Here is a 16,763-nt window from a genome sequence, read left to right as displayed (position 1 = left end):
AGTGCCGGCCGCTGGCCGGCACTGCCTCCTGCCATACGGCAGTACCGATGGAAGTCATTCCCATGAAAAGTGCATCCCTGTTCCTTTCCATTGCCGCCGCGCTCGTGCTGGCCGGCTGCTCCACTCTGGTGCCGAAGAACACCGCCGTCGCTCCGGCAATTCCGGCGCAGTGGCCGGCCGAGGCTGTACAGGGCCAGGTGGCTGATGTCGCCGCCGTCGGCTGGCGCGATTTCTTCACCGATGCGCGCCTGCAGCAAGTGATCGAGCAGTCGCTGCAGAACAACCGCGACCTGCGCGTGGCCGTGCTCAACGTTGAACGCGCGCGCGGCCAGTACCGCGTACAGCGTGCCGACCGCGTGCCCGGCGTGGCCGTCACCGGCCAGATGCAGCGCCAGGGCACCGACGCTGGCGTCACCGAGCAGTTCACCGCCGGTGTCGGCGTGGCCGAGTTCGAGCTGGACCTGTTCGGCCGCGTGCGCAACCTCAGCGAAGCGGCACTGCAGCAGTACTTTGCCGTAGCTGCCAATCGTCGCAACGCGCAGCTGAGCCTGGTGGCCGAGACAGCGACGGCGTGGCTGACCTACGGTGCCGATGCCCAGCGTCTGAAGATCGCCGATGCCACGCTGAAGACCTACGAGGATTCGTTGCGCTTGGCCGAGGCCCGCCACGAGCGTGGTGGCAGTTCGGCACTGGAACTGACCCAGACCCGCACGCTGGTCGAGACCGCGCGCACTGATGCCGCGCGCCTGCGTGGCCAGCTGGCCCAGGACCGCAACGCGCTGGCGCTGCTGGCCGGTGGCCAGTTGGATCCGGCGCTGCTGCCGGACGGCATCGAACCGCAGTTGCTGGCACTGGCGCCTCCGCCGGCCGGCCTGCCCAGCGATGTGCTGCTGCAGCGCCCGGACATCATGGCCGCCGAACACCAGCTGCTGGCCGCCAATGCCAACATCGGCGCGGCACGTGCCGCGTTCTTCCCGAGCATCTCGCTGACCGGCAGCATTGGCAGTGGCTCCAGCGAATTGTCCAGTCTGTTCGACAGCGGCACTCGCGTATGGAGTTTCCTGCCGAAGATCACCCTGCCGATCTTCCAGGGCGGCAAGCTGCGCGCCAACCTGGCCGTCGCCAACGCTGATCGTGATATCGCACTGGCGCAGTACGAGAAGTCGATCCAGGTGGGCTTCCGCGAAACCGCCGATGCGCTGGCGTTGAATGTCAGCCTGGATGAACAGGTGAGTTCACAGCAGCGCCTGGTGGAAGCGGCCGAACAGGCCAACCGCCTGTCGCAGGCACGTTACGACGCCGGCCTGGACAGCTTCGTGACCCTGCTGGACGCACGACGTACTGCCTACAACGCGCAGCAGACCCAGTTGCAGGCGCAGTTGGCCCAGCAGGCCAACCGCATCACTCTGTACAAGGTACTGGGCGGCGGCTGGCACGAGCGCGGCTGAGGGAAGGCCTGCCGGCGGCCGGCTCTACCTGGATGATCGATGGCAGTGCCGGCCGCTGGCCGGCATTGTCATTCTGGGGCCTGCTACACCGCTTCATCGTCGCGTCGCGCCGCATGGCAGGCGCGGACGCGCGCCAGCGCATCGCCTGCTTCGCGGGCCATCTGCTCGTACTCGGCCCGGATCTCTTCCAGGCGCGCTTCGTCCAGTTCTTCCAGATCCAGCAGTTCGTTGTTGGCTTCGGCCGTCGCCCGGATCAGCTCGTCCAGCTTGATCTGCATCGCGGCAGTGTCGGCGTTCTGCGTGTGCTGGATCAGGAACACCATCAGGAAGGTGATGATGGTGGTGCCGGTATTGATCACCAGCTGCCAGGTGTCGTTGAAACCGAACACCGGGCCGGTGATGCCCCAGATCACCACGATCGCCACCGCAGCCAGGAAGGTCCACGGTGAGCCGGTGGCTGTCGCGGCCTTCTTGGCGATCGTATTGAACAGGTTGCGCGCTTTCATCGTCGTCGTGTGCCCACTCAGGTGACGAGGATGATCGGCAGTGACCCGTGCAGGCGCCGTGCAGCGCCGGTCAGGCGCGCATGCGCTGCAGTCGTGGCGCCTGCAGGCTGCGCACCGGGCTGCTCTGGTAGACGTGTTGCCAGCAACGGTCGACGAACTCACGGGCCTGGGCCTCGCTCAGCCGCGGCATGATCTGCAAGGCATACTGGGTCTGGAACATCTCGTCACGTTCGGCCTCGCTGGCGCGCGGCTGGGTGATCAGCGAATCACAGGCGAACTTGATCCACGGCACGTACGAGCCGAACGAGTTGTGCGGCAGTGCGCCTTCGGCATGCTGGCGGCGCCAGTGGTCAAGCTCGGCGTCTACGTTGATGACCGGAGGAATGGTGGGGACTTCAGCGTGCATGACAATCCAGTTCGGTTGAGTGGAAAGGGAGTGGGGGTTCATCGGAGTGTGGCGTATGTGGCGGTGCATGCCGCGTCAGCGGGATGTGGAGCCGGCGTGGCGATTGCCGATCAATTGCGCATGCTCGACCGCACCGAGGTCCTCGGCCATGTCGGCCATCGCATTGCACAGGCGCTCCTGATCGAGCGGATGGTCGCGCACCAGTTCCAGCTGCAGGCCCTGGTAGGCGGTCCAGAACCTGGCGCCACGCTGGTGCAGCGCGTACTGCTGCTGCAGGCGCTCGCGGATGGCATCGAGGATCGGGTCGGGCGGGGGACGTACGGCGTGCGCGCACATGGCTGGCTCCGCCGGGGAAAGGGACCCCGGTAACCCCACCCTAGGCGCCTCGGCCGGATGGGGTGTTACCGCAGTGTATGCACGCAGCGCAGCTGACTGTGCACGGGTTCACGGCATCGGCCGCAAACGCTGCAGGCACTAGAACGTGCCCGCGCTGAAGCGTTCATTAAACGGGTTCAATGACACGTTGCACGGTGCTTATTCACCGATGTCTTCGTTCCAGATCTCCGGATGCTGCGCAATGAAGCCACCCAGCAGGTCAACGCATTCCTGGTTGTCGAGGTCGATCACGTTGACGCCGTTCTCGCGCAGCCAGTCGATGCCGCCCTGGAACGTGCGCGATTCGCCCACCACCACGGTGCCGATGTTGAACTGGCGCACCAGGCCCGAGCAGTACCAGCACGGCGCCAGGGTGGTGACCATGATGGTGTCCTGGTAGCGGCGCTGGCGGCCGGCCTTGCGGAAGGCGTCGGTTTCGCCGTGCACCGACGGGTCGCCTTCCTGCACGCGGCGGTTGTGGCCGCAGCCGAGCAGGCGGCCGTCGTTGTGGTACAGCGCCGCGCCGATCGGCACGCCGCCCTCGGCCAGGCCCTGGCGGGCTTCGGCGATGGCGGTCTGCAGCAGGGCCTGGTAGTCGGGCGTGGTGATCATGCGGGGGCTCCGGTCAGTCGTGGCCCGCCATCATACGGGCAGGGGGTGCCGCTCGCCCCCGGCGGTGCGATAATCGGGGCCATGAGCGAATCCCCCTACAAAGCCGGTACCACCCATTTCGGGTTCCGCGACGTCGCCGCCAAGGACAAGCAGAAGCTGGTCGGCCAGGTGTTCACCTCGGTCGCGCGCAACTACGACCTGATGAACGACCTGATGAGCCTGGGCGTGCACCGGGCGTGGAAGCGCTACTACGTCGCGACCGCGCAGGTGAAGCCGGGCGACCGCGTGCTCGATCTGGCCGGCGGCACCGGCGACATCGCCGCCCTGCTGAAGGAACGCGTCGGCGCCGAGGGCTCGGTGGTGCTGGGCGACATCAACGCCGGCATGCTGTCGGTCGGCCGGGACCGCCTGACCAACCGCGGCCTGGTGCTTGGCCTGGACTACGTGCAGTGCAACGCCGAAGCCCTGCCGTTCCCGGACAACAGCTTCGACCTGGTCACCATTGCCTTCGGCCTGCGCAACGTGACCGACAAGGACGCCGGCCTGCGCGAGATGTACCGCGTGCTGAAGGTGGGCGGCCAGGCCCGCGTGCTGGAGTTCTCCGAGGTCACTGCGGACTGGTTCAAGCCGATCTACGACTTCCACTCGTTCAAGATCCTGCCCAGGTTGGGCAAGTTGTTCGCCAACGATTCGGACAGCTACCAGTATCTGGCCGAGAGCATCCGCAAGCATCCGCCGCAGGACGAACTGAAGGCGATGATGGGGCAGGCCGGCTTCGAGCGCTGCCACTACAAGAACCTGACCGGCGGCATCGTGTCGATCCATTCCGGCTACAAGCTGTAAGCCCGGTGTTCCGGTAGTGCCGGCCGCTGGCCGGCACCTGCGCGGGCAACCACCGGGCGACGGGGTTGCCGGCCAGCGGCCGGCACTACCGGCGCTGTGCCTGCCATTACCCCGCACCGCGTAACGCCTGCCGGGCCGGAGGGAGGTACCATTGGGGTTTGATCCCCGTAACGGTCCCGATTCATGCGTAATCCGCTGATGCTCCTTCCGCTGGCCGTGGCCCTGGCCGCCGGCTGCTCCCAGGAGGCGGCCGCGCCCGCCGCCGCCCCGACTGCCGCAAAGGCCCCTGCCGCCCCCGTGAACGCCGAGAACCGCAGCCACGACGAGAGCTCGTACGCCGAGCCGGACAAGGTCGTCATCAAGGACATCGCGCTGGATCTGAAGCTGGACTTCGACCAGAAGCAGATCGGCGGTACCGCCACCTACACCCTGGAATGGAAACAGAAGGACGCCAGGCAGCTGGTGCTCGACACCCGCGAGCTGACCGTGTCCAAGGTCGAGGCCGTTGCCGCCGACGGCGCGCGCAGCCCGCTGAAGTTCGAACTGGCCCCGGCCGACAAGGTGTTCGGCAGCAAGCTGACCATCGAGGCTGCGGAACAGCCGGCCAAGGTGGAAGTGACCTACCACACCGCACCGACCGCCTCGGGCCTGCAGTGGCTGGCGCCGTCGATGACCGAGGGCAAGAAGCTGCCCTTCATGTTCAGCCAGTCGCAGGCCATCCATGCCCGTTCCTGGGTGCCGCTGCAGGACACCCCGAGCGTGCGCTTCACCTACAGCGCGCACGTGGTCTCGCGCCCGGACGTGATGGTGCTGATGAGCGCCGACAACGATCCGAAGGCCGCGCGTGATGGTGACTACACCTTCAAGATGCCGCAGCCGATTCCGTCCTATCTGCTGGCCATCGCCGCCGGCGACCTGGTGTTTGAGCCGATCTCCGGCCGCTCCGGCGTCTGGGCCGAGCCGACCATGGTCAACAAGGCCGCCAAGGAATTCGAAGACACCGAGAAGATGATCGGTGCCGCCGAGAAGCTGTACGGCGAATACCGCTGGGGCCGCTACGACATGCTGGTGCTGCCGCCGTCGTTCCCGTTCGGTGGCATGGAGAACCCGCGCCTGACCTTCGCCACCCCGACCGTGATCGTCGGCGACAAGTCGCTGGTCTCGCTGGTCGCCCACGAACTGGCGCACAGCTGGTCGGGCAACCTGGTGACCAACGCCAGCTGGAAGGACATCTGGCTCAATGAAGGCTTCACCACCTACGTCCAGGGCCGCATCACCGAAGCCCTGTACGGCAAGGAAATGGCCGAGATGGAGAAGCAGATCGACCAGACCGACCTGCTGGCCGAAGTGAAGGACATGAGCCCGGCCGACCAGGCACTGGCGCTGCCGCCGCTGAACGAGCGTGATCCCGACGAAGCCCTCAGCCAGGTGGCCTACGTCAAGGGTGCGTGGTTCCTGGAATTCCTGGAGCAGCGCTTCGGCCGCGAGACCTTCGATCCGTTCCTGCGCGGCTGGTTCGATGACCATGCTTTCCAGAGCGCGAACACCGACCAGTTCGTCGACTACATGAAGAAGAACCTGCTGCCGAAGAATCCGTCGGCAGTGACCGAGGCCGAACTGAAGGCATGGCTGGACGAGCCGGGCATTCCGGCGTTCGCGGCCAAGGCGCAGTCGCGCAACTTCAGCAGCGTCGATACCGCGCGCATCGCCTTCGCCAGCGCCGGCACTGTGCCGAGCAGCCAGGTCATCGCCGACTGGAGCACGCAGGAATGGGTGCGCTTCATCGATGGCCTGGGCGCGACCCAGCCGCTGGACAAGCTGGCCACGCTGGACAAGGCCTTCCACTTCACCGGCACCCCGAATGGCGAGATCGCCATGCGCTGGTACCCGCTGGCAATCCGCAGCGGCTACGAGCAGGCCAATGAAGGCGCGGCTGCATTCATCGAGCGCGTCGGCCGTCGCAAGCTGATCATGCCGATCTACGCCGAACTGGTGAAGACCCCGAAGGGGCTGGAGCTGGCCAAGCAGGCCTTCGAAAAGGCCAAGCCGGGCTACCACCCGATCACCACCGCCTCGGTCCAGGACATGCTGGCCAAGGCTGAAGCCAAGTAAGCGGTAGTGCCGGTCGCTGACCGGCAACCGGTCACTGCTTCACCACCAACGGCGGGGAAACCCGCCGTTGGTGTATCCGCTTTTCGCTGCCGATAGAATCGGGATGCACTCGCAAAGGACCTCCGCCATGAAACGACTGATCCTGCTCACCGCCTGCACCCTGGCGCTGGCCGCCTGCAGCAACCCCGAGGAAGAACGCAAGGCGCAGGAAGCCGCCGCGGCCGCCGTGCAGGCGCAGAAGGAGGCCAAGGCCGAAGACCTGGCCAAGCAGTACGACATGGCCGTGGCCGCGCAGGACTGGGAGCGCGCGCGCCTGCACGGCGCCTCGCTGCTGGACCAGTACAAGGACACCGCCGCCGCCGAGCGCATCGCTGCAGGCTTCGACGAGGTCAAGGCCAAGGGCGATGCCGCGCGCGACCTGCGCCGCATGCAGGCGCTGTGGCAGTACAACCAGATCCCGGTGGGCAACAAGGGCAACCAGGTGTCGGCGCAGATCTACAGCAAGGAACGGGTGGACGTGGATGGCAGCGGCGCGAAGACGGTGCAGCTGGTGTTCCGCGATCATCCGGAGTGGAAGCGGCATGCCTACCTGGTGCTGCAGGCCGGCGATTTCCGTTGCCCGCAGTGCACGGTGAAAGTGACCGTGGACGACGGCAAGCCGGTGTCGATGGCGGCGTGGCGCCCGAAGACCGATGAAGCCATCGCCCTGTTCATCACCGACCAGAAGGCGCTGTGGAAGCTGGCGCGCAAGGGCAAGTCGATCAGCATCGAGTTCCCGGTCAAGGCCGGCGGCACCCGCACGGCGGTGTTCGAAACGGGTGGTGTAGACGCCAGCCGCATGCCGCAGTGGTGGCAGTGACGGGGGCGGCGGGCAGCGCAGTGCACGCGTTGTCCGCGATCCGGCACTGGGTGTTCGACATGGATGGCACGCTGACCGTCGCCGTGCATGATTTCGCCGCGATCCGCCGTACGCTGCAGATCGCCGCGGAGGAAGACATCCTCGACCATATCGCGGCGTTGCCGGATGCATCGGCGCAGGCCAAGCGTGAGTGGTTGCTGGATCACGAGCGCGCGCTGGCCGAGGACGCGCTGCCGGCGCCGGGTGCGGTGAAGCTGCTGCGCGCGCTGGCGGCGGCTGGCTGCCGGCTGGGCATCCTGACCCGCAATGATCATGCGCTGGCGAAGCTGACGTTGGACGCGATCGGGGTCGGGGCGTTGTTCGACGATGCCGACATCATTGGTCGCGATGAAGCGGTGCCCAAGCCCTCGCCGGAGGGCCTGCAGCAGCATCTGCGGCGATGGGGCATCGGGCCTGCGCAGGCGGTGATGGTGGGTGACCACGCCTACGACCTGGAGTGCGGCCGCGCCGCGGGCGCCCATACCGTACTGGTCAACCTGCCGGAAAACCCATGGCCGGGCCGCGCCGACTGGCATTTCGCCGATTGCCGCGCGCTGTTGGCTGCCTGGCAGGCCGCATGACCGGCGCGCGCAAGCCGAGCATGGGCTCGGCTCTACAGAGAGCAGGCAACGTGTCGGTCGGAAGTTCCGGTAGTGCCGGCCGCTGGCCGGCAGTGTCGACCAAGGTCGACACCTACCAACAGCATTGCCAGTAGTGCATCGGGTGGAAAGCCCCCTTGTTGTTCAAGGGGGCGCGCTGAAGGCGCGGGGATAAGGTGGAATGCGCGAGCAATTTGGTTACGCGCCAAGCGCGTAGCCAAATTGCTGCTTGAACTGCTCGTTGAACTCATCGAAGGTGAAACGCTGGTTCTGCGTGCCCGGATGCTCGACCTTCAGCGCGCCCATCAGGTTGCCCATGCGGCCGATGGTCAGCCAGTCGTAGCCTTTCTGGATGCCGTAGATCAGGCCGGCGCGGAAGGCGTCGCCACAGCCGGTCGGGTCGACCACGCGGCGCTCGTGCGCCGGCGGGATGTCATAGCTCTTTTCCGGGGTGTGGATGACCGCGCCTTTCGGGCCACGGGTGGTGATGTAGGCCTTGACCCGGCTGACGATCTCCTTTTCGTCCCAGCCGGTGCGCTCCTGCAGCAGGTTCGACTCGTAGTCGTTGACCACCACGTAGTCGGCCTGCTCGATGAAGGCGCGCAGTTCCGGGCCGTTGAACAGCGGCATGGCCTGGCCCGGGTCGAAGATGAACGGGATGCCGTCTTCGTGGAATTCCTGCGCGTTCTGGATCATGCCTTCGCGGCCATCCGGGCCGACCAGGCCCAGGGTCACGCCCGGCACCCCACGCACGTGGTTCTCGTAGGAACGCATCATCGCGCCCGGGTGGAAGGCGGTGATCTGGTTGTTGTCGTGGTCGGTGGTGATGAACGCCTGCGGGGTGAACAGCTCATCGATCACGCGCACGCGCGACAGGTCGATGCCCAGGCCTTCGAAGTATTCGCGGTACGGGCCGAAGTCCGAACCCACGGTGCCCATCGGGATCGGCTGGCCGCCCAGCAGGTGCAGGTTGTAGGCGATGTTGCCTGCGCAGCCGCCGAACTCGCGGCGCATGCGCGGCACCAGGAAGGACACGTTCAGGATGTGCACCTTGTCCGGCAGGATGTGATTCTTGAACTGGTCCGGGAACACCATGATGGTGTCGAAGGCAAGAGAACCACAGATCAGAGCGGACATCGATGTAAGCCTATGCGGTGAATTTTGGGGTGGGCCGGCCCGGTTCATCGGGCAAGCAAACGGCGCCCTTGGGCGCCCGACGGCGCAAAGGTTACCCGCTGGTGCCGCTCAGGGCCAGAACCGGGTGAGACCCGATCAGGCCGAAAGCCTGTGAAGACGCGGGTTCAGCTAGTTTTTTCCTTGCTCGGCGGCAGGCGGGTTGCTAGGCTTGTCGGCCTCGATTTCTGCCCATTTTTTCGCCATCCCGCGGCGGGCACGACACCCCTCAGGACTCCTTCCTCAGATGTTCAAGAAACTCCGTGGCATGTTCTCCAACGACCTGTCCATCGACCTGGGCACGGCCAACACCCTCATCTACGTGCGCGGGCAGGGGATCGTGCTGAACGAGCCGTCGGTCGTGGCCGTGCGCCAGGACCGTGCCATCGGTGGCACCCGCTCGGTGGCAGCCGTCGGCGCCGAAGCCAAGCAGATGCTGGGCCGTACCCCGGGCCACATCACCACCATCCGCCCGATGAAGGATGGCGTCATCGCCGACTTCACCTATACCGAGGCGATGCTCAAGCACTTCATCAAGAAGGTGCACAAGTCGCGCGTGCTGCGCCCGAGCCCGCGCGTGCTGGTCTGCGTGCCGGCCGGCTCGACCCAGGTCGAGCGCCGCGCGATCAAGGAATCGGCCGAGGAAGCCGGTGCCCGTGACGTGTTCCTGATCGAAGAACCGATGGCCGCCGCGATCGGCGCCGGCATGCCGGTCACCGAAGCCCGTGGCTCGATGGTCATCGACATCGGCGGTGGCACCACCGAAGTGGCGGTCATCTCGCTCAACGGCATCGTCTATTCGGCCTCGGTCCGCATCGGCGGCGACCGCTTCGACGAGTCCATCACCAACTACGTGCGCCGCAACCACGGCATGCTGATCGGTGAAGCCACCGCCGAGCGCATCAAGGTCGAGCTGGGCTGCGCCTACCCGCAGGCGGAAGTGATCGAGATGGAGATCTCCGGCCGCAACCTCGCCGAGGGCGTGCCGAAGATGATCAAGATCAGCTCCAACGAGGTGCTCGAGGCCCTGCACGAGCCGCTGTCGGGCATCGTCAGCGCGGTCAAGCTGGCGCTGGAGCAGACCCCGCCGGAACTGTGCGCCGACGTCGCCGAGCGCGGCATCGTGCTGACCGGTGGTGGCGCCCTGCTGCGCGACCTGGACCGCCTGATCTCCGAGGAGACCGGCCTGCACGTGCAGGTGGCCGACGATCCGCTGACCTGCGTGGCGCGCGGTGGCGGCCGTGCGCTGGAGCTGGTGGACATGCACGGCAACGAGTTCTTTGCGCCGGAATAAGCCGTCCCGGCCGTTCCTGCCCGCCGCGCCCTTCCGGGGTGCGGCCCGCCGTGATGGCGGGCCGGCACCGGCGGGGCGCCCGCGTGTTTCCCTTCCGCCTTCTGCCAGTTGAATCGTTGCCGTGCCGCCCTACGCCGGTCCTCCCGTCGCCTCCCGATCCGGTGATGCCGCCAGCCCCCTGCGGTTGCTGGCCTATCTCGCGTTGGCCATCACCCTGATCGTGCTTGATGACCAGGCCGGCTGGCTGGCACGCCTGCGCGAGCAGGCCAACAGCCTGGTACAGCCGGTATGGGCACTGGCTGGCCTGCCCGGCAAGCTCGGCAACCAGGTCAAGGACTCCGCCGCCAGCCATACCCAGCTGGTCGCCGAAAACCGTGAACTGCGCAACCAGCTGCTGCTGGCCAACGCGCGCCTGACTCGCCTGCAGACCGCCGCGCTGGACAACGCCCAGCTGCGCGAACTGCTGAACGTGGCCGAGCGCAGTGGCCTGGACGTGCAGCTGGCGCCGATCCTGGACATCGACCTGGACCCGGTGAAGCAGCGCCTGGTGCTCGACGCAGGCAGCCGCGAGGGCGTGCACGTCGGCCAGGCGGTGATCGACGCCGGCGGCCTGATGGGGCAGGTGATCAGCGTCACCGGTGGCACCTCCACCGTGCTGCTGCTGACCGATCCCGACCACGCGGTGCCGGTCACCGTGGCCCGCAACGGCGTGCGCCTGATCGTCTATGGCCGCGGCGACACGCTGGAACTGCGCGACATCCCGCTCAGCGCTGGCGTGGAAGTGGGCGATGAGATCGTCACCTCCGGCCTCGGCGGGCGCTTCCCGGCCGGTTTCCCGGTCGGCACCATCACCGGCCTGCGCCCGGACGACACCCACGCCTTCCTGGTCGGCGAACTGAAGCCGGCGGCCCAGCTCGACCGCGGCCGCGACGTGCTGCTGCTGCGCCCGGGCGCGGCGATCCGCTTGCCTGCGGCCAGCGAACCGCAGCCGACTGCACCTTCGGCGCAACCGGCCCGCGCATCTTCCCTTACCCCCCCGCCTTCGGCGCGCCCCCCTCAACAAGAGGGGAGCTCTCCACCCGCCGGGTCCCCGGTAGTGCCGGCCGTTGGCCGGCAACCGCAACCCGCCCAGTCCATCCAACCCGCCGCGCAGGAGCCCGCACGATGAGCCGCCTGCGCGACAACCCGTGGGTGCTGCCGGCCAGCCTGGTGGTGGCGCTGCTGCTGGGCCTGCTGCCGCTGCCGGCGCTGCTGCAGCCGCTGCGCCCATACTGGCTGGCGCTGGTGCTGGCGTACTGGGTGATCGAAGCTCCCGAACGCGTCGGCCTGGGCATCGCCTTCGCCAGCGGCGTGGTGGCCGACCTGCTGTACGGCGGCGTGCTGGGCGAACAGGCACTGCGGCTGGTGATGCTGGCCTTCATCCTGCAGCGCTTCCGTGCCCGCATCCGCTTCTTCCCGATGTCCCAGCAGATGCTGGCCATCGGCGGCCTGCTGTTCAACGATCGCATCGTCAGCGCGCTGGTCCACATCGTGGTGGATGAGCCAACGCTGCCCTGGTCGTACTGGTGGGCGCCTCTGCTGGGCATGGGCCTGTGGCCGCTGGTGTTCGTGCTGCTGGACGCGGTGCGCTTCGGCAAGCGCGGGCGCTGAGCCATGATCCCGCGCCGCCAGGTCAAGAACCCGCACGCCGAAGCCGAACAGTTCCGCCGCCGCGCGGCGCTGGGTTTCCTGGGCGTGCTGGTCTGCCTGCTGGGCCTGGGCGGCTGGTACTTCAAGCTGCAGGTGCTGGACCACGACGTCTACGCCACGCGCTCGGAGGCCAACCGCATCAAGCCGCGACCGGTGGTGCCGGGGCGCGGCATGATCTACGACCGCAACGGTCGCCTGCTGGCCGAAAACGTGCCGGCCTTCCGCCTGGACGTGACCCCGGACAAGGTCAAGGACATGGATGCCACCCTGGAAGGGCTGGCGAAGATCATCAACATCAGCCCGGAAGAGCTGGAAGCATTCAACAGGTCGCGCAAGGCGCGCCGCAAGTTCCTGCCGGTCACGCTGAAGCTGCGCATGAGCGATGAGGAGATGGCGCGCTTCGCCGTCGACCGCTGGCGCTTCCCCGGTGTCGAGCTCGAACCCTACCTGACCCGGCGCTACCCGTACGGCGATCTGTTCGCGCACATCATCGGCTACGTCGGCCGCGTTGATGACAAGGATCTGGAGATCCTCGGCGAAGGCAATGCCGCGCTGACCCACATCGGCAAATCCGGCCTGGAGCGCTATTACGAGCAGCAGCTGCGCGGCAAGGTCGGCTACGAGCAGGTCGAGACCAACGTGCAGGGCCGCGCGATCCGCACCATCGGCCGCGTCGCCGCGCAGTCCGGCGCCGACCTGCGGCTGTCGATCGACGCCGACCTGCAGCGCGCGATGGTGGCCGCGTTCGGCGACCAGGAAGGTTCGGCGGTGGCGATGGATCCGCGCACTGGCGAAGTGCTGGCGATGGTCAGCCTGCCGTCCTACGATCCCAACCTGTTCGTCAACGGCATTTCCCATGCCGACTTCAAGGCCTTGAACGAAAACCCGTCGCGGCCACAGTTCAATCGCCTGGTGCTCGGTGGCGTCGCTCCCGGTTCCACGCTGAAGCCGCTGATCGGCCTGGCGGGACTGGACTCCGGCGTGCGCCGCCCGGAAGACAAGGTGCTGTCCACCGGCATGTTCTACCTGCCGGGCACCTCGCGCGGCTGGGGTGACGCCCACCGTGGCGGCCACGGCTGGACGGATCTGCGCAAGTCCATCGCCGAATCGGTCAACACCTATTACTACAAGCTGGCGCTGGACCTGGGCATCGAGCGCTTCGACCATTACATGGAGTACTACGGCTTCGGCCAGCCGACCGGCATCGACCTCACCGGCGAGATCGGCGGCATCCTGCCTTCGCCGGCCTACAAACGGAAGACCCGCAAGGAAGCCTGGTATCCCGGCGATACGGTCAACATCAGCATCGGCCAGGGTGACTGGAAGGTCACCCCGCTGCAGCTGGCGCGCGGCGTCAGCGGCCTGGCCGACGGCCAGCTGCGCACCCCGCACCTGGTGATCCAGCAGCGCGACGGCTTCGACAGCGACTGGACGGCAATGCCGGCCGGCGAAAGCAAGCCGATCAGCCCCAACCCCAACAACGTGCAGGCCGTGCGTGAGGGCATGATGGCGACCATGCGGCCCGGCGGCAGCGGCTGGCGCGTCGCGGTCGGTGCGCCGTACGTGATGGCCGGCAAGACCGGTACCGCACAGGTCATCAGCCGCAAGGGCACTGCTGCAGTGAACCCGAAGAGCCTGCCGATGCACCTGCGCCACCGCGCGCTGTTCGTTGGCTTCGCGCCGGTCGAGAGCCCGGTCATCGCGATTGCGGTGGCAGTGGAAGGTGGTGGCTATGGTGGTTCGGCCGCGGCGCCGATCGCGCGCAAGGTGTTCGACGCTTACCTGTTGGGCAAGATGCCCGAAGGCATGCAGCCGCTGGACAGCGAGCGCGGCACCACCGCCATCGGCGCCACCGCGTTCGACAACGAAGACGCGGGCGCACGTCAGGCCGGTGACCTCGCCGCTGCACAGGTGGGAGAGCATCCGGTGCTGATCGGTGCACCCGCACCGGAGCCGGCGCCTGCGCCGCAGCCGGGTGCGCCGACCGCCGCGCTGCCCGCCACGCCCCGCCCGACCCCTGCGGAGCCTGCACGATGAGAGTGTTCCTGCGCTGGGCCGGCGACATGCTGCGCCGCTTTTTCAGCACGCTGGACTGGGTGCTGTGCCTGGCCCTGGGCGCGCTGATGGTGATTGGCCTGGCGACCCTGAAGAGCGCTGGTGGCGACAGCCTGGTGATGGCGCAGGGCGCGCGTTTCGCGGTGGGCATGGCCGCACTGTGGGGCATCTCGCGGGTGCCGATCCTGCGCATCCGCTCGGCCACGCCGATGATCTACGCGATCTCGATGATCCCGTTGCTGGCGGTGTTCGTGCTGGGCACCGGTAAATATGGCCGGCAGTGGCTGGACCTGAAGTTCTTCTACCTGCAGCCGGCCGAACTGCTGAAGGTGAGCCTGCCGATGATGGTGGCGTGGTACCTGCACAAGATGCCGCTGCCGCCGCGCTTCAATACCGTGCTCGTGGCCTTGATCATCATCGGCGTACCCACCGGCCTGGTGATGCTGCAGCCGGACTTCGGTACCGGCGTGCTGATCGCCGCCAGCGGCGTGTTCGTGCTGCTGCTGGCGGGCCTGCCGTGGTGGTGGGTTGGGCTGGGCGTGGGCGGCGTGGCAGCGGTTGCGCCGGTGGCCTGGTTCTGGTTGCTGCGGCCGTACCAGAAGGACCGCATCATGATGTTCCTGGACCCGGAGATGGACGCGCTGGGCGCCGGCTGGAACATCATCCAGTCGAAGATCGCGATCGGTTCCGGCGGCTTCGATGGCAAGGGCTGGGGCGAAGGCTCGCAGTCGCACCTGAACTTCATTCCCGAGCAGACCACCGACTTCGCGTTCTCGGTGTTGAGCGAGGAATTCGGCTGGATCGGCGTGGCTACCGTGCTGGCTTTGTACCTGGTGGTGATCGGGCGCTGCCTGTGGATCGCCAGCCAGTCACGCGATTCCTATTCGCGCCTGCTGGCGGGTGCCACCGGCCTGGCGTTCTTCGTCTACGTGCTGGTGAATGGCGGGATGATTTCCGGCCTGCTGCCGGTGGTAGGCGTGCCGATGCCGCTGATCAGCTACGGTGGTACTTCGGCGGTGTCGCTGCTGGCCGGTTTCGGCCTGGTAATGGCGGTGCGCAGCCACAACCCGGTGCACGGGGGTTACGGGTAACATCGGCTGCGCGCTTCTGTAGAGTCGAGCCATGCTCGACTGCCGGAAATGCAGTCGAGCATGGCTCGACTCTACAAACGCAGGACCACAATGACAGCTTCACGCAAGCACCCGTTGCTACCGTGCCCGCGTGAAATGGAAACGACTGCTTGGCGGCTGCCGTGAGGCGCTGCGCACGATCGATCTGCCGTTGCTGGGCGCGTTGTTGATCCTGATGGGCGCCGGCCTGGCGGTGCTGCACAGCGTGTCCGGCCCGGTGGCCGGGCAGGCGGCACGCTTTGCCGGTGGGCTGTTGGCGATGTGGCTGCTGTCGCGTGTTTCGCTGCTGCGATTGCGTGCATGGACCCCTGCGATCTACGCGCTGTCGATGCTGCCGCTGATGGCGGTGTACGTCATCGGCACCGGCAAGTACGGGCAGCGCTGGCTGAACCTCGGCGTGTTCTACCTGCAGCCGTCCGAGCTGCTCAAGCTCAGCCTGCCGCTGATGATGGCGTGGTACCTGCATCGGCAACCACTGCCGCCCTCGCCGCGCACGGTATTGACTGCCGCGCTGCTGATCGGCATGCCGGCGGTACTGATCCTCATGCAGCCCAACCTCGGCACCGCCACGTTGGTCACTGCCAGTGGCGTGTTCGCGTTGTTGCTGGCGGGCTTGCACTGGGGCTGGTTGGCGACCGGGGCGGCAGGGCTGGCAGTGGCTGCACCCCTGGCGTGGTTCGGCTTGCTGCGGCAATACCAGAAGGATCGTGTGCTGACCTTCCTCGACCCGGCGGCCGACCCGCTTGGTACCGGCTGGAACATCCTGCAATCGCGCATCGCGATCGGTTCCGGGGGCTGGCAAGGACGTGGCTGGGGGCAGGGCACGCAGGCCACGCTGGATTTCCTGCCCGAGTACACCACCGACTTTGCGTTCTCGGTGCTGGCCGAAGAGTTTGGCTGGATCGGCGTGGCGACGCTGTTCGCGCTGTACCTGTTCGTGGTGGGGCGTTGCCTGTGGATTGCGGTGCACGCGCGCGACACGCACGCGCGATTGCTGGCCGGTAGCCTGGGGCTGGCGTTCTTCGTCTACGTGCTGGTGAACGGCGGAATGATTTCCGGCCTGCTGCCGGTGGTGGGCATTCCGATGCCGCTGATCAGTTATGGCGGGACATCCGCTGTCTCGTTGCTGGCCGGCGTCGGGTTGGTGATGGCGGTACGCGGGCATCGGCCCGTGCACGGGGGATAGCGTTTCCAGCCAACGGCGCAGCCCCCTCGTGGGTGGTGTCTGGGTGGTCGCGGAAAGCAGAAGCCGCGGGTGGGCCGGGCGGGTTGGGCTGGCGGGGGACGCCGTGAATCCATCCCTGGAGGCTTGGCAGCCGCATCCATGCGGCTGACACCCCTGCCAGCCCACACCGCCCCGGCCTCGACAGGCACCTGAGGTGATGCAGATGGCAAAGGCAAAAGCGGTTTCTGGTGTCGGAGAAAAATGTAGAGCCGAGCCCGTGCTCGGCTGGGTCTATCGCGAACAGCAGCCGAGCATGGGCTCGGCTCTACAAAGAGCGCCCTGCCAAGCAGCTTTTGCTCTTCTTTTTTTCTTTCCGTGGGTGGACGCACACGGAAATTGTCAGAGGCCGGGCGGGGTGGGTTCGCGGGGGTGTCAGCCGCATGGATGCGGCTGACACC

General features: G+C 67.0%; 16 protein-coding genes. 11 read left to right on the top strand and 5 right to left on the bottom strand.

Annotation, left to right across the window (positions count from 1 at the left end; all coding sequences use genetic code 11):
- Positions 1-47 precede the first annotated feature (47 nt).
- A complete protein-coding gene (gene smeF / locus A7X97_RS08050; protein ID WP_143592510.1) occupies positions 48-1,448 on the top strand; it encodes a multidrug efflux RND transporter outer membrane subunit SmeF in 1,401 nt (466 codons plus the stop codon).
- A gap of 83 nt (positions 1,449-1,531) precedes the next feature.
- Here the strand turns inward: smeF and A7X97_RS08045 are convergent, their stop codons facing one another.
- The 4 genes from A7X97_RS08045 to A7X97_RS08030 all read right to left on the bottom strand — a co-directional run bounded on the left by A7X97_RS08045 (position 1,532) and on the right by A7X97_RS08030 (position 3,347).
- A complete protein-coding gene (locus A7X97_RS08045) occupies positions 1,532-1,954 on the bottom strand; it encodes a low affinity iron permease family protein (RefSeq protein ID WP_065186225.1) in 423 nt (140 codons plus the stop codon).
- Positions 1,955-2,024: 70 nt separating this feature from the next.
- The gene (locus A7X97_RS08040; RefSeq protein ID WP_005411085.1) at positions 2,025-2,360 is read right to left on the bottom strand and encodes a hypothetical protein; all 336 of its coding nucleotides are present in this window, start codon (positions 2,358-2,360) and stop codon (positions 2,025-2,027) included.
- Positions 2,361-2,435: 75 nt separating this feature from the next.
- Positions 2,436-2,696 carry a hypothetical protein gene (locus A7X97_RS08035; RefSeq protein WP_053497535.1) on the bottom strand — a complete coding sequence of 87 codons (261 nt, stop codon included), beginning with the start codon at positions 2,694-2,696 and terminating at the stop codon, positions 2,436-2,438.
- 198 nt (positions 2,697-2,894) lie between these two features.
- Positions 2,895-3,347: a nucleoside deaminase gene (locus A7X97_RS08030; protein WP_049399252.1), complete on the bottom strand. Its 453-nt coding sequence runs from the start codon at positions 3,345-3,347 to the stop codon at positions 2,895-2,897.
- 81 nt (positions 3,348-3,428) lie between these two features.
- On the opposite strand from A7X97_RS08030, the gene ubiE reads away from it, so the two are divergent.
- From ubiE to A7X97_RS08010, 4 genes are all read left to right on the top strand, one after another.
- Entirely contained in the window at positions 3,429-4,190 is a 762-nt protein-coding gene (ubiE, locus tag A7X97_RS08025) for a bifunctional demethylmenaquinone methyltransferase/2-methoxy-6-polyprenyl-1,4-benzoquinol methylase UbiE (protein WP_005419407.1), read from the top strand.
- A 183-nt stretch (positions 4,191-4,373) separates the two neighbouring features.
- Positions 4,374-6,302, top strand: a complete 1,929-nt coding sequence (locus tag A7X97_RS08020) for a M1 family metallopeptidase (RefSeq protein ID WP_111007808.1) — start codon at positions 4,374-4,376, stop codon at positions 6,300-6,302.
- Between the two features lie 127 nt (positions 6,303-6,429).
- Positions 6,430-7,161, top strand: coding sequence for a hypothetical protein (locus A7X97_RS08015; protein WP_072167194.1), 732 nt, complete (start codon positions 6,430-6,432; stop codon positions 7,159-7,161).
- On the top strand, positions 7,149-7,781 hold the full coding sequence (locus tag A7X97_RS08010; protein ID WP_111007807.1) for an HAD family hydrolase: 633 nt from the start codon (positions 7,149-7,151) through the stop codon (positions 7,779-7,781). Before A7X97_RS08015 ends, A7X97_RS08010 begins: the two co-directional genes overlap by 13 nt.
- Before the next feature lie 216 nt (positions 7,782-7,997).
- Here A7X97_RS08010 and A7X97_RS08005 read toward each other — a convergent pair whose 3' ends face one another.
- A complete protein-coding gene (locus tag A7X97_RS08005; RefSeq protein WP_005419403.1) occupies positions 7,998-8,936 on the bottom strand; it encodes a carbohydrate kinase family protein in 939 nt (312 codons plus the stop codon).
- Between the two features lie 283 nt (positions 8,937-9,219).
- Between A7X97_RS08005 and A7X97_RS08000 the strand changes: the two genes are divergently transcribed.
- The 6 genes from A7X97_RS08000 to rodA (A7X97_RS07975) all read left to right on the top strand — a co-directional run bounded on the left by A7X97_RS08000 (position 9,220) and on the right by rodA (A7X97_RS07975) (position 16,326).
- Positions 9,220-10,266 (top strand): rod shape-determining protein, encoded by a 1,047-nt coding sequence (locus A7X97_RS08000; protein ID WP_005419402.1) that lies wholly within the window; start codon positions 9,220-9,222, stop codon positions 10,264-10,266.
- Positions 10,267-10,387: 121 nt separating this feature from the next.
- Positions 10,388-11,434 (top strand): rod shape-determining protein MreC, encoded by a 1,047-nt coding sequence (gene mreC / locus A7X97_RS07995; protein WP_111007806.1) that lies wholly within the window; start codon positions 10,388-10,390, stop codon positions 11,432-11,434.
- Complete coding sequence (gene mreD / locus A7X97_RS07990) at positions 11,431-11,916, top strand: rod shape-determining protein MreD (RefSeq protein ID WP_005419400.1); 486 nt, start codon at positions 11,431-11,433, stop codon at positions 11,914-11,916. Before mreC ends, mreD begins: the two co-directional genes overlap by 4 nt.
- Positions 11,917-11,919: 3 nt before the next feature.
- A complete protein-coding gene (gene mrdA / locus A7X97_RS07985; RefSeq protein ID WP_111007805.1) occupies positions 11,920-13,992 on the top strand; it encodes a penicillin-binding protein 2 in 2,073 nt (690 codons plus the stop codon).
- Entirely contained in the window at positions 13,989-15,101 is a 1,113-nt protein-coding gene (gene rodA / locus A7X97_RS07980; RefSeq protein WP_005419392.1) for a rod shape-determining protein RodA, read from the top strand. Before mrdA ends, rodA (A7X97_RS07980) begins: the two co-directional genes overlap by 4 nt.
- A gap of 130 nt (positions 15,102-15,231) precedes the next feature.
- Positions 15,232-16,326, top strand: coding sequence for a rod shape-determining protein RodA (gene rodA / locus A7X97_RS07975; protein WP_111007804.1), 1,095 nt, complete (start codon positions 15,232-15,234; stop codon positions 16,324-16,326).
- Positions 16,327-16,763 lie beyond the last annotated feature (437 nt).

Origin of the sequence: Stenotrophomonas sepilia, from assembly GCF_003244875.1 — a bacterium.
Lineage (GTDB): Bacteria > Pseudomonadota > Gammaproteobacteria > Xanthomonadales > Xanthomonadaceae > Stenotrophomonas > Stenotrophomonas sepilia.
Note: the sequence above shows the minus strand (reverse complement) of the source record. Positions and strands in the feature narration are given on the sequence as shown.

Coding starts and splice junctions, on each gene's coding strand:
- smeF (WP_143592510.1), top strand. CDS start 48: ATGGAAGTCATTCCCATGAAAAGTGCATCCCTGTTCCTTTCCATTGCC.
- A7X97_RS08045 (WP_065186225.1), bottom strand. CDS start 1,954: ATGAAAGCGCGCAACCTGTTCAATACGATCGCCAAGAAGGCCGCGACA.
- A7X97_RS08040 (WP_005411085.1), bottom strand. CDS start 2,360: ATGCACGCTGAAGTCCCCACCATTCCTCCGGTCATCAACGTAGACGCC.
- A7X97_RS08035 (WP_053497535.1), bottom strand. CDS start 2,696: ATGTGCGCGCACGCCGTACGTCCCCCGCCCGACCCGATCCTCGATGCC.
- A7X97_RS08030 (WP_049399252.1), bottom strand. CDS start 3,347: ATGATCACCACGCCCGACTACCAGGCCCTGCTGCAGACCGCCATCGCC.
- ubiE (WP_005419407.1), top strand. CDS start 3,429: ATGAGCGAATCCCCCTACAAAGCCGGTACCACCCATTTCGGGTTCCGC.
- A7X97_RS08020 (WP_111007808.1), top strand. CDS start 4,374: ATGCGTAATCCGCTGATGCTCCTTCCGCTGGCCGTGGCCCTGGCCGCC.
- A7X97_RS08015 (WP_072167194.1), top strand. CDS start 6,430: ATGAAACGACTGATCCTGCTCACCGCCTGCACCCTGGCGCTGGCCGCC.
- A7X97_RS08005 (WP_005419403.1), bottom strand. CDS start 8,936: ATGTCCGCTCTGATCTGTGGTTCTCTTGCCTTCGACACCATCATGGTG.
- A7X97_RS08000 (WP_005419402.1), top strand. CDS start 9,220: ATGTTCAAGAAACTCCGTGGCATGTTCTCCAACGACCTGTCCATCGAC.
- mreD (WP_005419400.1), top strand. CDS start 11,431: ATGAGCCGCCTGCGCGACAACCCGTGGGTGCTGCCGGCCAGCCTGGTG.
- mrdA (WP_111007805.1), top strand. CDS start 11,920: ATGATCCCGCGCCGCCAGGTCAAGAACCCGCACGCCGAAGCCGAACAG.
- rodA (WP_005419392.1), top strand. CDS start 13,989: ATGAGAGTGTTCCTGCGCTGGGCCGGCGACATGCTGCGCCGCTTTTTC.